Origin of the sequence: Halopseudomonas laoshanensis (assembly GCF_008365385.1) — a bacterium.
Taxonomy (GTDB): Bacteria; Pseudomonadota; Gammaproteobacteria; order Pseudomonadales; family Pseudomonadaceae; genus Halopseudomonas; species Halopseudomonas laoshanensis.
On the sequence record NZ_QOVF01000001.1, the window covers coordinates 1020912 to 1045192 of the forward strand.

General features: G+C 57.4%; 18 protein-coding genes and 2 tRNA genes. 14 read left to right on the forward strand and 6 right to left on the reverse strand.

Features of this window, described 5'->3' with window-relative positions; genetic code table 11:
- The first annotated feature begins 158 nt into the window (after positions 1 to 158).
- The 10 genes from DT594_RS04700 (at position 159) to DT594_RS04745 (ending at position 14515) form a co-directional block, all read left to right on the forward strand.
- Positions 159 to 1844 (forward strand): long-chain-fatty-acid--CoA ligase, encoded by a 1686-nt coding sequence (locus tag DT594_RS04700; protein WP_149331581.1) that lies wholly within the window; start codon positions 159 to 161, stop codon positions 1842 to 1844.
- 310 nt (positions 1845 to 2154) lie between these two features.
- Positions 2155 to 3843 (forward strand): long-chain-fatty-acid--CoA ligase FadD1, encoded by a 1689-nt coding sequence (gene fadD1, locus DT594_RS04705; protein WP_149331582.1) that lies wholly within the window; start codon positions 2155 to 2157, stop codon positions 3841 to 3843.
- A gap of 105 nt (positions 3844 to 3948) precedes the next feature.
- Positions 3949 to 7845 carry an ATP-dependent RNA helicase HrpA gene (gene hrpA, locus DT594_RS04710; RefSeq protein WP_149331583.1) on the forward strand — a complete coding sequence of 1299 codons (3897 nt, stop codon included), beginning with the start codon at positions 3949 to 3951 and terminating at the stop codon, positions 7843 to 7845.
- Entirely contained in the window at positions 7824 to 8750 is a 927-nt protein-coding gene (locus DT594_RS04715) for an alpha/beta fold hydrolase (protein WP_149331584.1), read from the forward strand. The genes hrpA and DT594_RS04715 overlap by 22 nt, the downstream gene beginning before the upstream one ends.
- 87 nt (positions 8751 to 8837) lie before the next feature.
- Positions 8838 to 9959, forward strand: coding sequence for a beta-ketoacyl-ACP synthase III (locus tag DT594_RS04720; protein ID WP_149331585.1), 1122 nt, complete (start codon positions 8838 to 8840; stop codon positions 9957 to 9959).
- Complete coding sequence (locus DT594_RS04725; RefSeq protein ID WP_149331586.1) at positions 9959 to 10570, forward strand: RNA polymerase sigma factor; 612 nt, start codon at positions 9959 to 9961, stop codon at positions 10568 to 10570. Before DT594_RS04720 ends, DT594_RS04725 begins: the two co-directional genes overlap by 1 nt.
- A complete protein-coding gene (locus tag DT594_RS04730; protein ID WP_149331587.1) occupies positions 10564 to 10797 on the forward strand; it encodes an anti-sigma factor family protein in 234 nt (77 codons plus the stop codon). Before DT594_RS04725 ends, DT594_RS04730 begins: the two co-directional genes overlap by 7 nt.
- Positions 10798 to 11144: 347 nt before the next feature.
- A complete protein-coding gene (locus DT594_RS04735; RefSeq protein WP_149331588.1) occupies positions 11145 to 12185 on the forward strand; it encodes a porin in 1041 nt (346 codons plus the stop codon).
- Between the two features lie 157 nt (positions 12186 to 12342).
- Positions 12343 to 13038 (forward strand): DUF2057 family protein, encoded by a 696-nt coding sequence (locus DT594_RS04740; RefSeq protein WP_149331589.1) that lies wholly within the window; start codon positions 12343 to 12345, stop codon positions 13036 to 13038.
- 352 nt (positions 13039 to 13390) lie between these two features.
- Positions 13391 to 14515, forward strand: coding sequence for a GNAT family N-acetyltransferase (locus tag DT594_RS04745; RefSeq protein WP_149331590.1), 1125 nt, complete (start codon positions 13391 to 13393; stop codon positions 14513 to 14515).
- A gap of 24 nt (positions 14516 to 14539) precedes the next feature.
- Here DT594_RS04745 and DT594_RS04750 read toward each other — a convergent pair whose 3' ends face one another.
- The 3 genes from DT594_RS04750 to DT594_RS04760 all read right to left on the reverse strand — a co-directional run bounded on the left by DT594_RS04750 (position 14540) and on the right by DT594_RS04760 (position 16895).
- The gene (locus tag DT594_RS04750) at positions 14540 to 15106 is read right to left on the reverse strand and encodes a peptidylprolyl isomerase (RefSeq protein WP_149331591.1); all 567 of its coding nucleotides are present in this window, start codon (positions 15104 to 15106) and stop codon (positions 14540 to 14542) included.
- A gap of 14 nt (positions 15107 to 15120) precedes the next feature.
- On the reverse strand, positions 15121 to 15945 hold the full coding sequence (locus tag DT594_RS04755; RefSeq protein WP_149331592.1) for an alpha/beta fold hydrolase: 825 nt from the start codon (positions 15943 to 15945) through the stop codon (positions 15121 to 15123).
- A gap of 62 nt (positions 15946 to 16007) precedes the next feature.
- Complete coding sequence (locus tag DT594_RS04760; protein ID WP_149331593.1) at positions 16008 to 16895, reverse strand: LysR family transcriptional regulator; 888 nt, start codon at positions 16893 to 16895, stop codon at positions 16008 to 16010.
- A 48-nt stretch (positions 16896 to 16943) separates the two neighbouring features.
- Between DT594_RS04760 and DT594_RS04765 the strand changes: the two genes are divergently transcribed.
- Positions 16944 to 17285 (forward strand): hypothetical protein, encoded by a 342-nt coding sequence (locus tag DT594_RS04765; protein WP_149331594.1) that lies wholly within the window; start codon positions 16944 to 16946, stop codon positions 17283 to 17285.
- A 58-nt stretch (positions 17286 to 17343) separates the two neighbouring features.
- Here the strand turns inward: DT594_RS04765 and DT594_RS04770 are convergent, their stop codons facing one another.
- A complete protein-coding gene (locus tag DT594_RS04770; protein ID WP_149331595.1) occupies positions 17344 to 18333 on the reverse strand; it encodes an AraC family transcriptional regulator in 990 nt (329 codons plus the stop codon).
- 152 nt (positions 18334 to 18485) lie between these two features.
- Between DT594_RS04770 and DT594_RS04775 the strand changes: the two genes are divergently transcribed.
- Positions 18486 to 19625 (forward strand): acyl-CoA dehydrogenase family protein, encoded by a 1140-nt coding sequence (locus tag DT594_RS04775; protein WP_149331596.1) that lies wholly within the window; start codon positions 18486 to 18488, stop codon positions 19623 to 19625.
- A gap of 246 nt (positions 19626 to 19871) precedes the next feature.
- Here the strand turns inward: DT594_RS04775 and DT594_RS04780 are convergent.
- Positions 19872 to 19947 (reverse strand) — tRNA-Asn (locus DT594_RS04780).
- Positions 19948 to 20028: 81 nt separating this feature from the next.
- Positions 20029 to 21240, reverse strand: a complete 1212-nt coding sequence (locus DT594_RS04785) for an amino acid aminotransferase (RefSeq protein ID WP_149331597.1) — start codon at positions 21238 to 21240, stop codon at positions 20029 to 20031.
- 186 nt (positions 21241 to 21426) lie between these two features.
- Here DT594_RS04785 and uvrB point away from each other — a divergent pair, with 186 nt between their 5' ends.
- Both uvrB and DT594_RS04795 read left to right on the forward strand, forming a co-directional pair.
- Positions 21427 to 23448, forward strand: a complete 2022-nt coding sequence (gene uvrB / locus DT594_RS04790; protein ID WP_149331598.1) for an excinuclease ABC subunit UvrB — start codon at positions 21427 to 21429, stop codon at positions 23446 to 23448.
- A gap of 594 nt (positions 23449 to 24042) precedes the next feature.
- Positions 24043 to 24119 (forward strand) — tRNA-Val (locus tag DT594_RS04795).
- Positions 24120 to 24281: the final 162 nt, after the last annotated feature.

The following is a 24281-nucleotide window of genomic DNA, read 5'->3' on the forward strand; positions in this document are numbered from 1 at the left end:
TTGTGTTTCCCGGCAATGCTGGTATTTTTACGAGTTACGCATAGACGTGAACCGAATGACAAGCCCGCTGCCGACAGGGCTGTCTGCTGGAACAAGAGTACCGAGGGGCTAACCCGATTGCACCTTGGGTAAATGATACGGGGAAGAGGACAACAATAATGGAAGCAGCGTTCTGGAACGACAAGCGCCCACCGGGTGTACCTAACGAGATCGACCTGACGCAATACGGTTCGATCAATGAAGTATTCGCAAGCTCCTGCAAGAAATTCGCTGATCGTCCTGCGTTTACTAATATGGACACCACGCTGACTTACGGTGAAATTGATCGTTTGTCCGGCAACTTTGCCAGCTATATCCAGACGCAGACCGACCTCAAACCTGGCGATCGCATCGCCATCCAGATGCCCAACGTATTGCAGTTCCCTGTTGCCGTCTTTGGCGCTATTCGCGCCGGCCTGATCGTGGTCAATACCAACCCGCTGTACACCGCGCGGGAAATGCGTCACCAGTTCAAAGATTCCGGCGCTAAAGCCTTGATCTACATGAATATGTTTGGCCATCTGGTGGAGGAAGTCCTCCCCGATACCGATCTGAAATACCTGTTTGAAGCGCGCATGGGCGATATGCTGCCTGGCCTCAAGGGCATGCTGGTCAATACCGTCGTCAAGCGTGTGAAGAAGATGGTGCCATCCTTCAACCTGCCTCAGGCAGTGTCATTCAAGGCCGCACTGAAAGCCAGCAAGGGCAAGACGCCGACCCCGGTGACCAAGACCCTGGACGATGTCGCCGTGCTGCAATATACCGGCGGTACTACCGGCCCCTCCAAGGGCGCGATGCTGACCCATGGCAACCTGGTGGCGAACATGCTGCAGGTTTACGCCAACATGCAGCAGGTGGATAAAGACGGCAAGAAGATCATGAGCGACAGCGGTGAGATCGTTATCTGCCCACTGCCGCTCTATCATATCTTCGCTTTCACCGCGAACTGCATGTGCATGATGCTGGCGGGGCACCATAACGTGCTGATTACCAATCCACGTGATATTCCCGGTTTCGTTAAAGAGCTGAAGAAGTGGAAGTTCTCTTCCATGGTTGGCCTCAATACGCTGTTCGTGGCGTTGATGGAGCACCCCGAGTTTACCGAGATCGATTTCTCCCATCTCAAGAGCACTACCTCTGGCGGTACCGCCCTGGTCAAAGCGACTGCCGAACGTTGGCAAGGCAAGACCGGCAGCCTGATCGGCGAAGGCTATGGCCTGACCGAATGCTCGCCGGTAGTCTGCTCCAGCCCAGGTGATGGTTTGGCGCGGCTGGGTAGCGTCGGTTTGCCGGTACCTAGCACCGCGATCAAGGTGATCGATGAAAATGGCGTTGAACTACCAGTCGGCGAGCGCGGCGAGTTGTGCGTGAAAGGCCCGCAGGTGATGAAGGGTTATTGGCAGCGCGACGATGCAACCGCAGAAATGCTCGACCCTGAAGGCTGGTTGAAAACCGGAGACGTTGCTGTGATTGACGAGGACGGTTTTGTTTCCATCGTTGACCGCATCAAGGATCTGATCATTGTCTCGGGCTTCAACGTCTATCCGAACGAGATTGAAGACGTGGTAGCTGCGCACCCGAAGGTCGCCAACGCTGCGGCGATCGGTGTACCTGACGAGAAGTCCGGCGAAGCCGTCAAACTGTTCGTTGTGCCTAGCGCGGATGATCTGAACATCGATGAGTTGAAAGCGTATTGCCGCGCCAACTTTACTGGCTACAAAGTACCCAAGCATTATGAAATCCGCGATTCTCTGCCGATGACCCCGGTCGGCAAGATTCTGCGCCGGGAGCTGCGCGACAAGTAACCAAGCGCAACCTGCCAGGCTGGCATCGCCAGCCTCAAGCCCGGTGGTTTCACACCGGGCTACTCCCCCGCAAGCTCATTCTTCCATGCCCCCACGCCGCTCAATAGCCACGCTGGTCTGATCTGGCAAAAACTGCTAGTCTTCGGCCACTTTTCGACTGAAATGCTGTTTTTGTTCATCATTGACGCCGATAAGCCAGTTCTGTGCAGGAAACTCCGCTACCGCGCTTTCTACGCGTTTTCGGAGTAGCCTTTATAACCCATAAGAGAGAATCGGCTTGCGTGGCCGACTAGTTCAGGAGCAGGCATCCATGCTTGAGAATTTCTGGAAAGACAAATACCCGGCAGACATTCCTTTCGAGATTAATGCGGACCAATACCCCAACATCCTTGCCGTTTTGAAGGAATCCTGCCAGCGCTTTGCAGACAAGCCTGCCTTTACCAACCTGGGTAAAACCCTTACCTACGGTGAAATGTACAAACTCTCTGGTGATTTTGCCGCTTACCTGCAGAAGCATAGCGGTCTGCAGCCAGGCGATCGGGTTGCCATCCAGATGCCCAACGTCCTGCAGTACCCCATAGCGGTGTTTGGTGCCATGCGCGCCGGCTATGTCGTGGTGAATACCAACCCGTTGTATACGCCCCGCGAGATGGAACACCAGTTCAACGACTCCGGTGCCAAACTGCTGATCTGCCTGGCCAACATGGCTCATCTGGCTGAGCAGGTAGTTCCAAAAACCGGTGTGAAGAAAGTCATCGTTACCGAAGTCGGTGACATGCTGCCGCCGCTCAAGCGGACATTGATCAACTTTGTCGTCAAGCATGTGAAAAAGATGGTGCCGGCCTTCAATATTCCGGACGCGATCAAGTTCAACGATGCGCTGGCCAAGGGCAAAGGGCAGAGCTTTACCGAAGCTTCGCCCACCAATGACGATGTGGCGGTATTGCAATATACCGGCGGCACCACAGGCGTTGCCAAAGGCGCGATGCTGACCCACCGCAATCTGGTCGCCAACATGCTGCAGGCCAAGGCGATGATGGGCAACAGCATCAAGGACGGCGAGGAAGTGCTGATCTGCCCGCTGCCGCTGTATCACATCTACGCCTTCACCTTTCACTGCATGGCGATGATGATCAGTGGTAATCACAATATTCTGATCACCAATCCGCGCGATATCCCGGCGTTCGTCAAGGAGCTGTCAAAGGTCCGCTTCACCGGCTTTGTTGGTCTGAATACACTGTTTGTCGCACTGTGCAACGATGAAACTTTCCGCGGGCTGGATTTCAGCCAGTTCAAGGTCACCCTCTCTGGTGGCATGGCGCTGCAACAGGCCACAGCCGAGCGCTGGGAAAAAATCACCGGCTGTAAGGTCTGCGAAGGTTATGGCATGACCGAAACCAGCCCGCTGGCTACAGTGAATCCGATCAAAGCAATTCAGTTGGGCACTATTGGTATTCCAGTACCATCCACTCTGTGCAAGATCATCGATGATGACGGCACCGAAGTGCCTATGGGCGAGCGCGGCGAGCTGTGCGTCAAAGGCCCCCAGGTAATGAAGGGCTATTGGCAGCGTCAGGAAGCGACCGATGAAATGCTCGACGCTGAAGGCTGGCTGAAGACGGGTGACATCGCCATCATCCAGGAAGACGGCTTCCTGCGTATTGTGGATCGCAAAAAAGACATGATCCTGGTTTCCGGCTTCAACGTTTATCCGAACGAGCTGGAAGATGTCATGGCGGCGATTCCTGGTGTGACCCAGTGCGCCGCTATCGGTGTACCCGACGAGAAATCCGGCGAAGCGATCAAGGTATTCCTGGTCAAGGCACCGGGTGCCGAGTTGAGTGAAGAGCAGGTCAAAGCGCAGATGCGTGACAGCCTGACCGCGTACAAAGTACCGAAGTTTGTCGAGTTCCGCGACGCGCTGCCGACCACCAACGTCGGCAAGATCCTGCGTCGTGAGCTGCGCGATGAAGAGTTGAAGAAAATCGCCAATAAGTAACATTAGCGGTCTCAGCTGCAGCAACGCTTAGAGTAAATCTGCGACAATACGACCCCGCCATTGCTCTGCACTGGCGGGGTTTTTGTTTTCTCCAGAGCCGAATTGATGACTGATTTGAATTCCCTTGCCGCCCACCTCAACCAGGCCATGGCCGCTGACCGTCCACGCCTGGAACGCCAGCTTGCCAGCCTGGGAAAAAAGCCGGATGCCCAGCGTCTGGCCCAGTGGCAAGAGCGCTTCAGCCGTTCGTGCGCACGGGTTGAGGCGCGCCGCGCCAGCATTCCGCCGATGCGCTACGACGATCAACTGCCGATTGCCGAGCGCCGCGAGCAGATCAGAGCGGCGATTGCCGAGCATCAGGTAGTGGTGATTGCCGGTGAAACCGGCTCGGGCAAGACCACGCAGATTCCGAAAATCTGTCTCGAATTGGGCCGTGGCAGTCATGGCCAGATAGGCCACACGCAGCCGCGCCGTCTGGCCGCGCGCAGTGTCGCCAGCCGTGTGGCGGATGAAATAGGTACGCCCCTGGGAGAGCTGGTCGGCTTCCAGGTACGCTTTACCGATCAGAGCAAAGACAGCACGCTGATCAAGTTGATGACCGATGGCATCCTGCTGGCTGAAACCCAGCACGACCGGCTGCTGCAGCGCTACGACACCTTGATTATCGATGAGGCCCACGAGCGCAGCCTGAATATCGATTTTCTGCTGGGTTATCTGAAAACCATCCTGCCGGAGCGCCCGGATCTCAAGATCATCATTACCTCGGCGACCATCGATCTGCAGCGCTTTTCCGAGCATTTTGACAATGCTCCGGTGATTGAGGTCTCAGGTCGTGCCTACCCGGTGGATGTCTGGTATCGACCGCTCAGCGCGGAGATGGATGAAGAGGGTAATCAGGTCGAGGAAGACCTGAGTATCGAACAGGGCATTCTCGCCGCTCTACGAGAACTGGAAAAGTACGAACGGGCCAACGGCAAGGGCCCAGGTGATGCGTTGATATTCCTGCCGGGTGAGCGGGAGATTCGCGATACCGCCGACTACCTGCGCAAGGCCAATCTGCGCCATACCGAAATACTGCCGTTATATGCGCGTTTGTCGGTGGCCGAGCAGCAGAAAATTTTTGCCTCGCATGCCGGCCGCCGGGTGGTGCTGGCGACCAACGTCGCTGAAACCTCGCTGACCGTGCCGGGCATCGTCTACGTGATTGATCCCGGTGAAGCGCGCATCAGCCGCTACAGCCCACGTTCGAAAGTGCAGCGTTTGCCGGTGGAGGCGATCTCCCAGGCCAGCGCTAATCAGCGCAAGGGTCGCTGCGGGCGGGTGGCACCGGGTATTTGCGTGCGTTTGTACGCCGAAGAGGACTTCAACGCGCGGCCGGAGTTTACCGACCCGGAAATTCTGCGTACCAACCTGGCTGCGGTGATCCTGCAGATGTTGCATCTGCGGCTGGGCCGGATCGAGGATTTTCCCTTTATCGAGCCGCCGGATGGGCGCTCGATCAGTGACGGTTTCAACCTGCTGCAGGAGCTCGGCGCGGTAGACCGCGAGGGTGTGATTACCGCCAACGGGCGCCAATTGGCGAGGTTGCCGGTCGACCCGCGCATTGGTCGTATGTTGCTCGAAGCCAGTACCAGCGGCAGTCTGGAAGAGGTATTGATCATCGCTAGTGCGTTGGCCGTGCAAGACCCGCGCGAACGCCCCCTGGAGCGTCAGCAGGCCGCGGACCAGGCGCATGCCCAGTGGAAAGACGAAGGCTCGGATTTTGCTGCCTTCCTGAATCTGTGGCGCGGTTTCGAGGAGCAGCGCCAGGCGCTGACGCAAGGGCAATTGCGCAGTTGGTGCCGCCGGCAGTTTTTGAACTTTATGCGTCTGCGCGAATGGCGCGAAACGCACCGGCAGCTGGTACTCACTTGCAAGGACCTGGAGCTGGTGCGCAATGCGCAACCGGCGTCAGAAGAGGCGGTGCATAAAGCCTTGTTGTCCGGCCTGCTGAGCCAGCTGGGCAACAAGACCGAGGAGGGCGATTATCTCGGTGCACGTCAGCGGCGTTTTATGCTGCATCCGTCTTCGGCACTGGCGAAAAAACGCCCGAACTGGGTCATGGTTGCCGAGCTGACCGAAACGCGCCGGTTGTATGGTCGCCTGGCCGCGAAGATTGATCCTTTATGGGTCGAGCCGCTGGCGGCGCATCTGGTCAAGACCAGCCACAGCGAGCCGCATTGGGAGAAAAAGCGCGGCCAGGTCGTCGCCTTTGAGCAGGTCACGCTCTATGGCTTGATCATCGTACCCAAGCGCAAAGTGCATTTCGGTCCGATTGATCCGGTCGCCTCGCGGGAAATCTTTATTCGCCGGGCATTGGTCGGCGGTGAGTGGCATGGCCGCTCGGCGTTCAACAAGGCCAATCTGCAGCTGCTTGCGGAACTCGACGAGCTGGAAGCCAAAGCCCGACGCCGGGATATCCTGGTGGACGATGAAGCTCTCTACGCGTTTTTCGACCGTCACGTGCCCGCTAACGTCTACCAGTTGGCCAGCTTCGAACGCTGGCTGAAAAAATCCCAGCACGACCAGCCCAATCTGCTGCACATGACTCGGGAGGATCTGCTCAAGCGCGAAGCGGGCGAGGTCACGGTCGAGCAGTATCCTGATGCCTGGCGTTGGGAGCAGGTGGCATTACCGCTTAGCTACCATTTTGAACCGGGGCATGAGGAGGATGGCGTTAGCATTAAAGTACCTGCCGCACTGTTACGGCAGATTCCCGCGGAACGGCTCGACTGGTTAGTGCCTGGCTTGATCTTTGATAAGTGCGTGGCACTGGTACGCGGCCTGCCCAAGTCGCTGCGACGCAACTTCGTGCCGGTGCCGGATTTTGTCCGTGCGGCGTTGGAGCGTATGCCCTTCGGGCAGGGCCATTTGGCACAGACCTTGGGCCGCGAGTTGAGCCGCATGACCGGCACCCGGTTGGACGATGCCGCCTGGGATGATATCGAGCTGGAGCCGCACCTGCGTATGCGCATTGAAGTGGTGGATGCCGACGGCAAGGTGATTGCCAGCGGCCGCGATCACAGCGCTCTGTGCAGTCAACTGGCCGGCCAGCCCCAGGCACCAGCCAAACCGGTACAGGTTACGAGCAGTGACCAGGCCAAAGCTCAGCCGCCAGGCGAATATGCCTTGCCGCTCAGCCTGGTACGCAAACAGGCGGGGATTGAAGTGACCTTCTGGCCGGCCTGGGCCGAGCAGGGCGAACAGGTAGTTGAGCAGCTCTTTGATACCCCGGTGCAGGCTGAACAGGCACATCGCCGCGGCTTACAGCGATTGCTGTTGCAGGCCCAGGGCGAACAGGCGCGTTTCCTGCGACAGAAACTGTCGGCGTTAAAAGAAGCCGCGATCTATTATCGCGAGTGGGGCAATCAACAGCAGTTGACCGAAGACCTGTTGCTCGCCTCCATTGACCGGGTATTTCTGCCGGAAGGCCAGCCGCTGCCGCGCGATCCGCAGACATTAGCGGACTGTCTGGCCAAAGGCCGGGCGGAATGGGTGCCGATAGCGGAAAGTCTGGCGCGTGAGCTGCTGGCCTTGCTCAAGCAATGGCATGGCGTGCAGAAGCGCCTCAAAGGCAAGATTGACCTGGCCTGGGCCGTGGCGCTGACCGACATTCGCGGTCAGTTGGAGGGGTTGGTATTCAAGCATTTTGTTCGGGATGTACCAGCCCAGTGGCTGAGCCAATACCCGCGCTATCTGCAAGCCATCGAGCAGCGCCTGGATAAGTTGCCCGGCCAGGTCCAGCGTGACCGCGTCTGGACCGGTGAGATTCAGCAACTGGTGAGCCAGTATCAGGCCCGCGAACAAAAGCACCGTCAGGAAGGCAGATGGGACGAGCAGTTGCAGCAGTGGCGCTGGTTATTGGAGGAGTACCGGGTATCGCTGTTTGCGCAACAGCTGGGCACCCGCTATCCAGTGTCAGCCAAACGTCTGGCGAAATTGTGGCAGGAGATCGCCGCCTGATGGTCGATATTCTCAGTTCGGCCCTGCAGCTGGAAGCGGCGCCTGGCATCGTTCTGCATGTACAACGTTTTCGACCAACCACTCCTTGCGCACCGATACTCCTGGTGCACGGGCTGGTGGAGGACGGACGAATATTCTACTCCCAGTCGGGCAAGGGGCTTGCACCCTGGCTGGCGCAGCTGGGCTATGACGTTTTTGTGCCGGATCTGCGCGGCCGTGGGCAGAGCACGCCGTCGCTCCAGCCCGGCATGCAGATTACTCAGCAGCAGCTGATTACCGAGGACATGCCAGCGCTTTTTGATCTGATTGAACGTGAGTATCCCGGAAAGCCGTTTTTCGCTGCCACGCATTCCTGGGGCGGAGTCTGGTTGGCTAGCGCGCTGATTCGCCAGCCGCACTATTTGCCGCGGATCGCCGGTATGGTGCACTTCGGCTGCAAGCGGGTGATCTACCAGCGCAGTTTGCGCAAACGTATCATGATCGATCTTTTGTGGGGCAAGGTGGCCGGGCTATTGGGCCGGATCAAGGGCTTTATTCCCGCGCGTTCACTGGGCGCCGGTTCGGCGGATGAGTCCTGTGCACTTCACCGAGACAACCTGGCGTGGATGAACGGTGGCGAATGGCGTGATCTGGAGGACGGATTCGACTATGCTTTGGCATTGGACGCTTTGCACTGGCCGCCGGGTCTGTATCTGGCTGGCAAGCATGACCTTTATTTGGGCCATGTTGATGACGTGAAAGCCTTCGCCCGGGAGCTGGGCAACCATGATGCACAGATCGTATTGCTGGAGAAAGGCACAGGATGCTCCAGAGACTACGGTCATAACGATATGCTGACACACGCAAATGCGCGGGATGACCACTTTCCCCTGGTCCGTTCCTGGCTATTGCAGCACAGCAACTAACTTATTCATGGACAGTCAGCCAATAGCGCGCTGTTCAGGCATTACCTCGATTGGTGATGCATTGCCCATAACAGAAGAGGACCGACCGTGCAGAAAGTCGTGATCAGCGGAACAGGTTTGTATACCCCGAGCAGCAGCATCAGCAACGAAGAGTTGGTTGCCAGCTTCAATGGCTATGTCGAGCAGTTCAACAGCCGCAATGCTGCTGCCATTGAGGCAGGAACCGTCGCCGCGTTGGCACCGTCCAGTACCGATTTCATCGAGAAGGCCTCGGGCATCAAGAGCCGCTTCGTGATGAACAAGAGCGGCATTCTGGATATCAACCGCATGAAACCGGATATCCCCGAGCGCAGCAATGACGAATGGTCGATCCTCTGCGAGATGGCGGTCAAGGCCGCTACTGAGGCTCTGGCTCGCGCTGGCCGCACTGCCGCGGATATTGATGGGGTGATTGTTGCCTGCTCCAATCTGCAGCGTGCCTACCCGGCGATCGCAGTAGAGGTGCAGGAAGCGTTGGGCATTGAAGGTTTCGGCTTCGACATGAACGTTGCCTGCTCGTCGGCGACCTTCGGTATTCAGGTCGCCGCCAACTCGGTGCAGCTCGGCCAGGCCCGCGCTATCTTGATGGTCAACCCGGAAATCTGTACCGGCCACATGAACTTCTGTGACCGCGATAGCCACTTTATCTTTGGTGATGCCTGCACCGCGGTGATCGTTGAGCGCGCCGATCAGGCAGTGTCCGATTGCCAGTTCGACATTCTCGGCACCAAGCTGCTGACCAAGTTCTCCAACAACATCCGCAACAACTTCGGCTTCCTCAACCGCGCTGACGACAGCGGTGTGGGCAAGGATGACAAGCTCTTTGTTCAGCAGGGCCGCAAGGTGTTCAAGGATGTATGCCCGATGGTGGCAGAGCTGATCGGCGAGCACCTCAGGGAATTCAATCTGCCGGTCAGCGATATTCGCCGATTCTGGTTGCACCAGGCCAACCTGAACATGAATATGCTGATCGCCCGCAAGCTGCTGGGCCGTGACCCGGAGGCGCATGAGGCACCCGTGGTGCTGGATGAGTACGCGAACACCAGTTCGGCCGGCTCGATTATCGCCTTCCACAAGCATCAGGAAGATCTACCCAGCGGCAGCCACGGGGTCATCTGCTCCTTTGGTGCGGGTTACTCCATTGGCAGCGTGATCGTGCGCAAGCATTAATGAAGGAACTGGATGACGAGGAGCTGGTAGCGCTGCTGCTCAAGGGCGATCAGCCTGCTTTTCGTCATCTGGTCTATCGCTACCAAGGGGCAATGCGCGCAGTCGCGGTGGCGATTGTCGGTGGCTCACTGGCTGATGAAGTGGTGCAGGACAGCTGGTTGGCCGTCGTCAGGCACCTGCACAGTTTTGCCGGCCGGGCCACGCTGAAAACCTGGTTGATTACCGTCACTGCCAACACCGCGAAAACTCGGTTGAAACAGCAACGCCGGCAGGTGCAGCTGGATGACCGGAGCGGACCCCACGGTACCGTAGGCGCTGACCGTTTCCTGGCCGACGGTCATTGGCGCGTTGCTCCAGCGTCCTGGCATAGCGACTCACCCGAGGAGCTTCTGTGCGAGCAGCAATTGGCCGAATGCCTGGAACATACCCTTGCGTCCTTGTCTGAATTACAACGCAGCGTGCTGGTGTTGCGGGAACGTCAGGGTATTGAGTTGGCCGACATCTGTAATCTTCTGGATATTTCACTCTCCAATGCTCGTGTGTTATTGCACCGTGCCCGCTTGAGCGTGTTCGCTACCCTTGAACACTACGAGGTGACCGGAGAATGTTGAGTTGCAAAGACCTGGTGATGCATTCCAGCGATCTGCTTGATGGCCGATTAAGCTTTCGGCGGCAGCTGGCTGTGCGAACGCATCTGGCTATTTGCTGGAAATGCCGCCGCTTTATTCGTCAATTGCGTATGGCTCAGCAGGTCATTCGCGCGCTGCCGGAAGATCCCATACCTAACGTGGATGCACTTGCGCAGAACCTGGCGGAGCGGCAACGGGGCGGCGGTTGAACCAGTAAGAGGGCGGTCGGCTTGCCAATGATGGAGTAACTGTCTCGATATTGTCTTCCAGTTGTCATGGCCCTGACACACCGCTGGCACACCATGGCACCTGATTCATTCGGCTGCTGCCGCCTGTATCACTTTGTGCACTGCTCCTTGAGCCCCACTTCGGTGGGGCTTTTTTTGTAATCCCCATAATCCGCTATGTATTGCCCGCAGCTTCAAAAGTTCCTTGGAAATTTAAAACTTCATCTGACCGTAACCGTTTGTTCATCTGGGATTTCCATAATCGCTCCAGTCGAAACAACGACGTCACGTCACCTGAGCTGGCGTTTAAAAAACCTAGGAGATTACTGATGAATAAGAAGCTGCTTGCGATTGTTGTTGGGGCTGCTGCCGCCATGCCGATGATGGCCATGGCCGATGTGAACGTCTATGGCCGTGCACACGTGTCCGTTGACTTTCTGGACGATGGCGCTGATTACTCCGAGACCAACCTTTCCAGCAACTCTTCGCGCCTGGGCTTCAAGGGCGATCATGAGATCAACCCGAACCTGACCGCTTTTTTCCAAATTGAACAGCAAATCGACTTCGGCACCGATAACGGCAGTTCTTTTAACACTCGTGACACTTTCGTAGGTCTGGGCGGCAACTTTGGTGCCGTGCGCATGGGTCGTTTCGACAGCCCATTCAAGGCAGCACGTGGCCCGGCCAACCTGTTCGGTGACCAAGTCGGTGATATGCGCAACCTGACTCGTGTTGGTAACGCCCGTTTCGATGAGCGTTATGACAACACAGTTGAGTACACCACTCCTGACTTCAGCGGTTTCACCGGTAAACTGGGCTACTCAGTGCATGAAACCACTGTGAACGAGCAGGACGTAGACACCGATACCATCAGCACATCTTTGAACTACGCCGGTTCAGTTGTCGAAGCCGCTATTGCTTATGAGCAGGCTGAAGAAGATACCGGTCGTGGCGAGCGTGAAGGTGTACGTCTGGCTGGTGCCTACAAGATCACCGACGCGATCAAGGCTGTTGCTTTCTATCAGACCGTTGATTACAAAAACGACTCTGTTACTGAAGAAGTTCGTGATCAGTTGACTGCCGATACTGTTGGTCTGGGTGCAGAGTTTAAAGTCGCCTCCAATACCGCCCTCAAAGGCATGTGGATGACTCGCGAATCAGATGCGGATAACTTTGACAGCGACATGTGGGTTGTTGGCGTAGAGCACAAGCTGGACAAAGCCGTACGCGTTTATGCCAACTACGCGCTGGTTGATAACGAAGATAATGCTGCTCTGACTCCTTGGAGCCAGGCTCGTACTGCCAGCCCAGACGGCGCTGCTGGTGAAGAGGCTACAGGTCTGACAGTAGGTCTGCGCTACGATTTCTGATCTAGCGGTTTAGCCTTGTAATACAAAAGGGTTGTGCCGAGAGGTACAACCCTTTTGTCATCTTACTGACATCTTTCCGTCTTATTATCGCCCTCAACCGCTCTGCGGAAGCTCGTCCTTCTTCTAATTCTATTTGCAGCTATATCAAGGAGTTGTCATGCGAAGTCTGTTCGTTATCGCTGTTGCCTGTATGCTCGCCGCCTGTGCCCAGCGAGAGCCGGTGAAACTCTATTCCGGTGCCGAGCAATCGACCGGGCAGATTGTCGTCGTGGAAATGCCCTACACCCTGGAAGTGCTGAACATCAATGGTCAGCCGGTCCCCGCCGCTAACAGCATGACCGGTAATCGTGACCGCAAGCTGCACCTGCAGCCTGGCCAGTATCGTATCAATGCTTATTATGAAGATGTCTACGATATTGGCGGCGGCTTGAGCCATGAAGTGGTGCGCACCCGCAGTGCGACCTTCATGATTGACGGCAAGGCGGGCGACGTCTGGACGCTGGGCTTTGATGCGCCGGAAAACCTGGCTGAAGCACAGGCAATGAAAGACAACTTTGCTGGTTGGGCGCAGAACACGCGTACAGGTCAGCGCAACCCCACCGAGCCAGGCCCAGCCTATGTTTCCCTGGTAGGCCAGTTAATGGGGGGTGGCAACTCACCGACTTACTCCGAAGAGGTCAAGCCGTTGGGTGCTCAGGCAGCTGCCACCCCAGCGCCTATGGCTCCATCACAGGCTCCAGCTGCGCAACAGACCCTGCCGCATTCTGACGCTACTCTGACGACCCTGCAGCAACTGTGGTTGCTGCTCAGCCCAGAGAGCCGCAAGGCATTTTTGCAGTGGGCTGAAGAGTAAAGCTCGTATCGGTATTGAAAACCCTGCTTTGGCGGGGTTTTTTTATGGGTGTTTGTTGGGAGGAAAATCAGAATGGATTCCCGCCTTCGCGGGAATGACGGTGGAAGTGCGGGAATGACGTCGAGGTGTAGGAATAACGTGGAGGTGTAGGAATAACGGGGGAGCTGTAGGAATGACGGTGGAAGTGTAGGAGTGACGGTGAAAATGTAGGAGTGACAGAGGTGAAGCGGCATGACAGTGGGAACGACTGAGCGGGATTGATGGATTGAGTCACAACGGAAATTAGGCAAAAGGATCTGCTGAGGCGCGTACATTGCTGCGAAGATCCGGTGCGGTGTGGCATGCTGTGCTGATGAAAATACGCCAACTCGCCGCCATTGAAGAGGTCCCCGCTGAACAGTGGGATGGCCTGTTGACTAACGACTATCCGTTTATCCGCCATGCTTTTCTGGCCGCCCTGGAAGCCAGTGGCTCAGTGGGTGTGGAACAAGGTTGGGAGCCAGCGCATTTGCTGGTGGTCAACGCCGATAACAGCCTGCAGGCGGCTTTGCCGCTGTACCGCAAGATGCACTCCTACGGCGAATACGTGTTCGATTTTCAGTGGGCGCAGGCCTGGGAGCGAGCGGGGCAGGACTACTATCCCAAGCTGCTCGCCGCCATTCCCTATTCTCCGGTTCAAGGTCCGCGGCTGTTGGCGCGCTGCGAAACCAGCCGCGATCTGTTGCTGGAATACATCGATAACAATCTGCTGCACAAGCAGTCATCGGGTGCGCACTTGCTGTTCAATCTCGGTGAAGAAAATGTCAGCTTGCAGGCTGCCGGCTGGGTTCAGCGACTGGGTTGCCAGTTTCACTGGTTCAACCGTGGTTATCAGCAGTTTGACGATTTTCTCGCCGCCTGCAATTCACGCAAGCGCAAAAACTTCCGCAAGGAACGGCAAGCTGTGGAAGCGCAGGGTATCAGCTTTCATTGGCTGTCTGGCGCCCAACTGACGACGCAGGTGTGGGACAGGTTCTATCCGTTCTATGCAGCCACCTATCTCAAGCGCGGCCAGCAGCCCTATCTGACTCCGGCGTTCTTCCGGATGTTGGGCGACTCCATGCCCGATGCCATCCGCCTGGTCTTCGCCCGGCATGGTGACCGCGATGTAGCAGGGGCATTTTTCCTGGCGGACGGTAATGCACTGTACGGACGCTACTGGGGCTGCCTGGAGGAATATGACCGGTTGCACTTCGAAACCTGTTTCTATCAGGGCATGGAGCGGTGCATTGCCGAAGGCCTGGCACGCTTCGATGCCGGTGCGCAGGGCGAGCACAAACTGATACGGGGTTTCGAGCCGGTGCTGACGCAATCCTGGCACAAACTGCAGGAGCCTCTGCACGCAGCGGTGGCGGATTTTCTGGTGCGTGAGCGAGAGGGGGTGCAGGCTTATCATCTGGAAGCGCGGGGCTATCTGCCCTATCGGCAAGCCGAGTAGGGCAGAGCCGCCGCTGCAGCAGGATTACTCTTCGGACGCTTCTACGCGCTTGGCGCTGATGATGGTGACCGGGCTGCTGGGAACGTTCTGGTGCATGCCCTGGGTGCTGGTCGGTACCTTGGCAATGGTCTCTACCACGTGCTGGCCGTCGACCACTTCACCGAAAACCGCATAACCGAAATCACGACCGCCGTGGTTGAGGAAGTCATTGCTGCCCAGGTTGATAAAGAATTGGCTGGTGGCACTGTCCACTACCTGAGTGCGAGCCATGGCCAGCGTATAGCGCTTGTTCAGCAGGCCATTATCCGCCTCGTTCTTGATCGGCTGACCCACGTCACGCTGGCGCATGTCTGGGGTGAATCCACCGCCTTGAATCATGAAACCGGGAATAACCCGATGGAAGATCAGCCCGTCATAATGCCCAGCGTCAGCGTAACGCAGGAAGTTCTCAACGCTGATCGGCGCCTTTTCGGCGTACAGTTCAATCAGCATGTCGCCATGACTGGTTTCCAGCATGACGCGCGGATTCTCGGCCGCAGCAGTGGTAGCGAACATCAACAGGGCACAGGCGCCAATCAGGCGTTTCAACATTGTTATTCTCCGTTTTAGAGGGGCTGGTTCATAGCGTTTTGAGTGGGTGCAGCAGACCCTGATTGCCGCAAAAAGTCCAGCAGCAGGGCGTTAAAATTGTCGGCCTGATCGATCGGCGTGCCGTGACGGGAATCCTCAATGACCTCAAGCCGTGCATCGCCAAGCCGGCTGACATACTCACGCTTGCTTTCAACCGGTGTGTAGTCCTGGTCGCCGCTGATCACCAGCACCGGGCAATTGATGCGGTCGAGGCGGTCACTCACCCCCCAGCCAATAATCGCACGTAAGGAGGCCAGGTACGCACTTCGGTCATTCTCGTTCCAGCGGCTTTCAAACGTTTCACGAATGGATGCGTGCTCGGGCTTGGGGAACAGCAGCTTGGCCAAACCGCGAGCAGTTACCGATAACGGCAACACATGGGCAAAGAACAAGCGTTTGGCGACCATCAGGTATTCAGCCGGTTTACGCGGAATCACTTCCGGCGCGCTGTTGACGATGGTCAGGCTAGCGGGCAATTCCGGGCGCTGGGTGGCCAATTGGAAAGCAATCATGCCGCCCATGGAAATGCCGACGATATGCGGCTTTTCCAGGTTCAACTGCTCGATAAAGGCGATGCAGTCGTCGGCGAAGCCTTTGATTGAATACCCACCCTTGGGCTTGTCGCTTTGACCGTGGCCGCGCATATCCAGGCAGATCACCCGATATTGCGGCAGCAGGCTGGGCAGCTGATATTCCCAGTCACGGGTGCTGGAGCCCAGCCCGTGGATCAACAGCACCACTTCGCCGTCGCCCTGGTCCGTGTAAAACAGGCTACAGCCATTAATCATCGCGTGCGGCATGGTCCGGTCCTGTGTAAAAAGGGATGCAGAACTTCTATTCTAGCCAGCATCCCGTGCAGATGTCAGTTTGTCATCGAATGTTCAATCAACAGGTCGGCGAGGATGCGCGTCGCCGGCCCCAGCGGTTTGTCCTTATTGGCGTACAGATACATGTAATGCGAGCGATGCGTGCCTTGTTGCAGCGCCAGGGGTAGCAGTTGCCCCTGTTGTAGCGGGCGCTCGATAGCGTGGCGGGGCAGCCAGGCGAAACCCAGGCCGCTGGCGACCAGGCTGGCGGCGGTGCTGATACTCGTCACTGTCCAGCGTTGCTCGGCGCCTAGCCAGCCGGCGTCAATCGGGTGATGCCCCGAGTCGCGGATGACTACTTGCAGTTGGGTTTGCAGGTCATCATGAGTCAACTGCCGTTGTAACTGATGCAGGGGATGCTCAGGGTGAGCCACAGCGATGAATTCGACCTGGTTGATCTGGTGCGGCAGATAGCCTGCGATGCTCATGCCGGAAATAGCCAGGTCAGCAGAGTCATCCAGCAGACAATCTTCCACCCCGGACAATACCTCCTCGCGAAGCTGCACCCGGCAGCCCTGACTGAGCGGCATGAAGGCTTTTAGCGCGGTGGCCAGGCGATCAGTCGGGAAGGCTGCATCCACTACCAGGCGGACCTCAGGCTCCCAGCCCTGATCCATATTGATGGCAAGCATTTCCAGCTGACTGGCCTGTTTCACCAGCGTACGCGAGCGCCTGAGCAAAACCTCACCGGCTTCAGTCAGCACCGCCTTGCGACCCTCAATAACCAGCAGGGGCACGTCTAGCTGCTCCTGCATCTTGGCCACGGTGTAACTGACCGACGATTGCGACCGGTGCATGGCTTCCGCCGCCTGGGCAAAGCCGCCGTGATCAACCACGGCCTGCAGGGTGCGCCATTGCTCCAAAGTAACCCGGGGAGCTTTCATCGCAGATATCTCTGGCGTACTCTGAACGTCAACTGAACGGGAGCTGTCATGATGAAATTCTTGTCCATGCTGATATTTATGATGTTGTCGATGCCGTTGTTTGCGCAGAGCATTCCAGCCGCCAACAAGCCCTTTCCTATTGAAGTGGAGCTTGAAGGCGAGGCTCTGGGCATTCGTGCATCCAGCGGGCAGATCAGCAACATCGCCACGGTTACGCTGAACAACAGCGGTGACCAGACCGTGTTGTGTGAAGCCACCTTCGTCAACGGCCCTGAGCGCCCTTACGTCAACCGCGCCAGGCTCAATCCGGGTGAAGAAACGGTGGTGACTCAAGCGTTCAGCCGTGAAATCGTCCGGGTGCGTGTGTCTGTCGCCTGCTCTGCGCAATAGTAGTATTCATTTGCTCGATAGATAAAGGGCTAATACCGGGTTTCTTTATCGATTTCGTTCAGCGGTACTCGCCGGGCGTCAGCCCCGTCCATTTTTTGAATGCGCGATGGAACGCAGAGGGCTCGGAGAAACCGAGCAGCGCGGCGATGTCCTGGATGGGCAGATCTTGGCGCGTCAGATGATAGATCGCGATATCGCGCCGCAGATGATCCTTTAGCTCCTGCCATGAGGTACCTTCCTCGCGCAGATGCCGGCGTAGCGTCGGCGGGCTCATATTGAGCTGAGCGGCTATCGCTTCCATGTCCGGCATATCAGCGCCGACCCGCTTGCCGATCAATTGTCGCAAACGGCTCGACAGGCTATTGCCAAAGTCGCGGCGCGACAGCAGGTCCGCCGGTGAGTGGGCCAGAAAGCGCTTGAGCGTTCGCTCATCCTGAATCAGTGGCATCTGTAGGTAGCTGGTGCGCATGGCGACCGCGGTGACCGGCTGATCGAACTCCAAGGGGCAACCAAAGATCAGTTCGTATTCCCGGTAGTGAGCGGGGGCGGGATAATCAAAACAGGCGGTTTCCAGCGGAATCCGTTTGCCGATCAACCAGCTCCCCAGCCGATGCCAGATCACCAGCAAAGACTCGGTCAGGAAATGGTCAGGGTCATCCATCATGCTGGTGTTAATTTCCAACCAGCTCAACCCACCCTCCTGGCGCAACTGCACGCGAGGTGCGTCGGCGAACAGTCCATAAAACAACATACCGCGTTGCAGTGCCTTTTCCAGCGTCGGGCAGTGAATCAGGGAATGGCACATCATTGCGAAGGTGCCGGGCTTGCTGGCGCTGCGGCCCAGTCCCATATATTCGTCGTTCAGCGTCTGCCAGGTGAGCTGTACCAGTCGCGCGTACTGCTCAGGGTCGACCCGCGCACGCGGCTGGCTGAGTAACTCCGGGTTAATTCCGGCCGCGTGCAACAAAGCGTGGCCATCGTGCTTGTGGCGTTCTGCACCGCGCAGCACTGCCTGCACAAAATGGATGGCGACCGACCTGTTGTTCATGAAAACAGCCTTTCTGGTAGATGCTAGCGAGTTAGCCACAGCGACCCCGCCCCCGCAACCCGGCGAAATGGTCAATTGTGGTGAGCGTTCGGGTCATTGAGGCCTGGCGGTTGCCGACCTACTCTGAGCTATAACCACAAGGAGTCAGCCCCATGCAGCGCATCCATTTTGATACCGAGCACAATCTGTTTCGCGAGTCCTTTCGCACCTTCCTGCAGAAAGAGGTGGTGCCACATCAGGAGCGTTGGGAAGAAGCGGGCGTGGTGGATCGCGAGGTGTGGGCCAAGGCAGGGGAAATGGGATTTTTGCTGCCCTGGGCTGATGAGGCGTACGGCGGGCTGGGTCTCAAGGACTTCCGCTATGAACAGATCATGAGCGAGGAGCTGGCCTATATCAACGAGCCGGGCTTTATGTTGCCGTTGCACTCGGCGCTATGCGGGCCTTACATAACCGAGTACGGCAATGAAGAGCAGAAACAGCGGTTTCTGCCGGCGATTATTCGCGGCGAGTGCATTCTAGCCGTGGCCATGACCGAGCCTGGTGCGGGCTCGGACCTGGCTGGTATGCGCACCAGCGCGGTGGATAAGGGCGATCATTATCTGCTCAACGGCTCGAAGACCTATATCTCCAACGGCCTGCTCAGCGATCTGGTGATAGTCGCGGCCAAGACCGATCCGGAAAACAAGCATGCGATGGGGCTGTTTCTGGTCGAGCGGGGCATGCCGGGATTTGAGCGGGGGCGCAAACTGAAGAAGCTGGGTATGCACAGCCAGGATACCGCCGAGCTGTTCTTCAACGACGTCAAAGTGCCCAAGGCCAATCTGTTGGGTGACGGCAAGGCGGGATTCATCTATCTGATGCAAATGCTCGCCCAGGAACGTCTTACCAATGCCTGCGGCGCGGTGGCTGGAGCGGAAGCTGCTTTTCAGGCGACGCTGGAATATGTGAAAGAGCGCAAGGCGTTTGGACGCGCGGTGGCTGACTTTCAGAATACCCGGTTTAAGCTAGCGGAGATGCGCACCCAGATTGACGTCGCGCAGGTATTTGTCGACCGCTGCGTGATGGACCACAACGAGAAAAAGCTCACCGCCGAAGTGGCAGCCGAGGCCAAGTTGTTTACTACCGAGTTGTTGGGCAGAGTGGTGGACGAGGGCGTGCAGCTGCATGGCGGCGCGGGATACATGTGGGAATACCCAATCTGCCGCATGTATGCCAATGCGCGGATTCAGCGTATTTTTGCCGGTACGTCGGAGATCATGAAGGAGATTATCAGTCGGGGGTTGAAGTTGTAGGTTAGATCTCTTGCATGCTTGCGGCTGAGTTTTAACCAATGTGTCTGACTACCTATTCCCCGCCCACAGTCGTCATCCTCGCGAATGCGGGGATCCAAGCGGTGTGTCGGGTGGCAGATGCTGGCGAGATAGCCACTGGATTATACGTGACTCCGATTGGATTCCCGCCTGCGCGGGAATGACGGTGGTTGAGGGGAAAAGCAGACACAAAAAAGCCCGTGCATCAGCACAGGCTTTTTCAAATAGTGGCTCCGCGACCAGGACTCGAACCTGGGACCCAATGATTAACAGTCATTTGCTCTACCAACTGAGCTATCGCGGATCGGACGCTGCGCACTTTATCAAAAATATGATCCAAGTCAATGTCTTGGGGCACCTTTTTATCAAAGTGCGCAGCTTCAAATCAGCCCTTGGTAGTAAGCAGTACCTGCGCCATTGCATTGGCAACGTGATCAATATTGCCGTGATTCAACGCCGCTACACAGATGCGTCCACTACCCACCGCATAGATGCCGAAATCCTCAGCCAGCGTCGCAACCTGCAGTTGCGTCAACCCGGAATAGGAGAACATTCCGCGTTGGTGCTGGATAAATTCCACGTCGCTGGTAACGCCAGCGGCCTTGAGCTTTTCGACCAGGGCCTGGCGCATCAGCCGGATGCGGTCGCGCATCTCAGCCAGTTCTTCTTCCCAGAGCTCATACAGCGCAGGATCGGTCAGCACCTTGGCTACCACCTTGGCGCCGTGGGTAGGCGGATTGGAGTAGTTGGTGCGGATCACACGCTTGAGTTGCGACATGACCATCGCGCTTTCTACTTTGCTCTCAGTCACCAGGGTCAGGGCGCCTACGCGCTCGCCGTACAGCGAAAAGGACTTGGAGAACGAGCTGGCGATGAACATCGGCAGACCGGATTCGGCGAACAGGCGCACGGCAATGGCATCGTCCTGCAGGTTGTCGCCAAAGCCCTGATAGGCGATATCCAGGAAGGGCACATGCTTGCGACGCTGCACTACGTCAATAACCCGAGTCCAGTCGGCGAAGGACAGGTCGGCGCCGGTCGGGTTGTGGCAGCAGGCGTGCAGCAGCACCACACTGCCCTCAGGCAGGGCTTCAATACCTTGCAGCATGCCTTCCAGATCCACCCCATGGGTGGTCGGGTTGTAATAGGGGTAGTTCACCACCTCAAAGCCGGCGGCCTCGAACAGCGCGCGGTGGTTTTCCCAGCTCGGATCGCTGATCGCGACCAGGCGCTTGTCGAGCAGGCGATAGAGAAAATCTGCACCCAGCTTCAAAGCGCCGGTGCCGCCCAATGCTTGCGCGGTAATCAGTTTGCCGGATTGCAGCAGCGGCGAATCGGTACCGAACAGCAGCGTCTGCACTGCCTGGTCATACGGCGCCAGACCTTCCATCGGCAGGTAGGCCCGTGCGGCGTGCTCAGCGACGCGCGCCTCTTCGGCAGTCTGCACGGCGCGCAACAAGGGCACCTTGCCGTTTTCGTCGTAATACACCCCGACACCCAGGTTGACCTTGTCAGCGCGCGTATCGGCATTGAAGGCTTCGTTCAGGCCAAGAATCGGGTCGCGTGGAGCCATTTCAATAGGGGAGAACAGAGTCATGGTATAGGCAAACTCAAAGCAGGTGGGTGGGGTGGAACCGGCGGCCATTATAAACAGACAAGCCCTTGTGTGCGAGTGCGGCGGCGAGTGCAGTATGGTGAAACCCTTTACCGATCAAGGGTGTCAGAAGGAGGGCGCACGCAGTGCTATAGTAGTCACCGATTTTCAGCCCGGAAGCCCGTATTCATGAGCCAATTCAAGCTACAGACCCGTTTTCAGCCCGCCGGCGACCAGCCCACGGCCATCGCGCAGCTGGTGGAAGGCCTGGAAGCCGGGCTGTCGCACCAGACGTTGCTCGGGGTAACCGGCTCCGGCAAGACCTTCACCATTGCCAACGTGATCCAGCAGGTACAGCGCCCGGCGATCATCATGGCGCCCAACAAGACCCTGGCCGCGCAGTTGTACGGTGAGTTTCGCGAGTTCTTCCCGAATAACTCGGTGGAATACTTCGTTTCCTATTACGACTACTACCAGCCCGAGGCCTATGTGCCGTCCTCGGACACCTTTATCGAGAAAGACGCGTCGATCAACGACCATATCGAACAGATGCGCCTGTCCGCGACCAAGGCGCTGCTCGAGCGGCCCGATGCGATTATCGTTGCTACTGTGTCGGCTATTTATGGCTTGGGTGATCCAGCTTCTTATTTGCGCATGGTGTTGCATGTCGATCGCGGGGATCAGCTTGATCAGCGCTCGCTGCTGCGCCGCCTCGCCGAGCTGCAGTACACGCGCAACGATATGGAATTATCCCGGGCCAATTACCGCGTGCGTGGGGATGTGATTGACATCTTCCCGGCGGAATCCGACCTGGAGGCAATTCGTATCGAACTGTTCGATGACGTGGTCGAAACCATCAGCTATTTTGACCCGCTTACAGGTGAAGTATTACGTAAGGTTCCGCGCGTAACTATTTATCCTAAATCACATTATGTTACGCCGCGTGAGAAGCTGCTGGATGCAGTCGAGCTGATCAAGGTCGAGCTGGCGGAGCGTCTGGAAGTCTTGAAAAGCCAGAACAAACTGGTTGAGGCGCAGCGTCTTGAGCAGCGCACGCGCTTTGATATGGAGATGATTCTCGAGCTGGGTTACTGCAACGGGATCGAGAACTACTCGCGCTATCTGTCCGGCCGTGGCCATGGCCAGGCGCCGCCGACATTGTTTGATTACCTGCCCAAGAATGCGCTGCTGATTATCGACGAGTCTCACGTATCAGTGCCCCAGGTAGGCGCCATGTACAAGGGCGACCGCTCGCGCAAGGAAACGCTGGTGGAGTATGGCTTCCGCCTGCCGTCTGCGTTGGACAACCGGCCAATGCGCTTTGATGAGTGGGAGCTGATCTCGCCGCAGGCAATTTTCGTATCCGCAACACCAGGTCCTTATGAGGCAGAACACGCCGGGCGTACGGTGGAGCAGGTAGTGCGGCCCACCGGTCTGGTCGATCCGTTGATTGAAGTGCGGCCGGCGACCAGTCAGGTGGACGACCTGTTGTCTGAAATCGCCTTGCGCGCGGCCAAGGAAGAGCGCGTGCTGGTTACTACCCTGACCAAGCGCATGGCTGAAGACCTGACCGATTACCTGTCTGATCATGGCGTGCGGGTGCGTTACCTGCACTCCGATATCGATACGGTCGAGCGCGTGGAGATTATTCGCGACCTGCGGATTGGCGCTTTTGATGTGCTGGTTGGGATTAACTTGTTGCGCGAAGGCCTTGATATGCCAGAGGTTTCTCTTGTGGCTATCCTGGATGCAGACAAGGAAGGCTTTCTGCGTTCCGAGCGCTCGCTGATCCAGACCATCGGCCGAGCGGCGCGGAACCTCAACGGCAAGGCAATCCTCTATGCCGACCGGATGACCGGCTCCATGGAGCGCGCGATTGGCGAGACAGAGCGGCGCCGTGAGAAGCAGATCGCGTTTAACCTTGAGCACAACATTACCCCTATCGGGATCACCAAAAGCGTTCAGGACATCATGGAAGGAGCCGTGGTGCCGGGTAGCAACAGCCGCTCGAACAAGCGCAAAAAGCTCAAAGCCGCCGAGGATGCCGCGGAGTACAGCGCAGCTCAGCTACGCTCGCCCTCGGAGATCACCAAGCGCATCAAGCAGCTGGAAGAAAAGATGTATCACCATGCGCGGGATCTGGAGTTTGAGGCCGCGGCGGGTATGCGGGACGAGATTCAGAAGCTGCGTAATCAGCTGCTTAAGGTGTAAATCCGCGATACCGCTTGGATCCCCGCTTGCGCGGGGATGACGGGGTGAGCGGGCGCCGGGGGTGAGGTCATGCACCGAACAACTTCCAACACCTCATCATTCCCGCGCAGGCGGGGATCCATTTTGACCTTCATGGCCAGCACAGCGGCTCTGTACCCAACCCCTACGATGGATCCCCGCGTTCGCGAGGATGACGGCAAGGGCGAGGTGTGAGTTGTGAGTTGTTGGAGGTAATACAACGATCCGCCCCAATACCTCGTCATTCCCGCGCACGCGGGAATCCATTTTGACCTTCATGGCCCGCACAGCGGCTCTGTGCCCAATACCTACAATGGATGCCCGCTTTCGCGAGGATGACGAGATTGGCAAGTGGCGCGAAAGTTCGGGTGGATGCATGGGGCCTCCCCAGAACCCCGTCATTCCCGCGCAGGCGGGAATCCAAGCGGAGTATGGCTTCACACTAGCCTTGTCGTTAAACGGAGCCCTGTTTACCCAGCCACACATCAATCCGAGCAAGTAAACGATTTATCCGCTTTTATCAGTAGCTTATGCTTGACAAGGTCCTGCGCCGTGCGTAAAGTTCGCGGCCATTGCAGGCACGTAGCTCAGTTGGTTAGAGCACCACCTTGACATGGTGGGGGTCGTTGGTTCGAATCCAATCGTGCCTACCAAATTGAAAGCCCGGTCCATGTGACCGGGCTTTTCTTTTTCAACGCCATTTGGGGCGCCTTTGCAGTAGCCAGAAGCTGGCTGCCGGCAATCGTCAGCCGGTATGAACTGCAGTAGCAGGCAACCCAAGCGGACTTTTCCATCATGTGGCCTTGCGTAGGGGT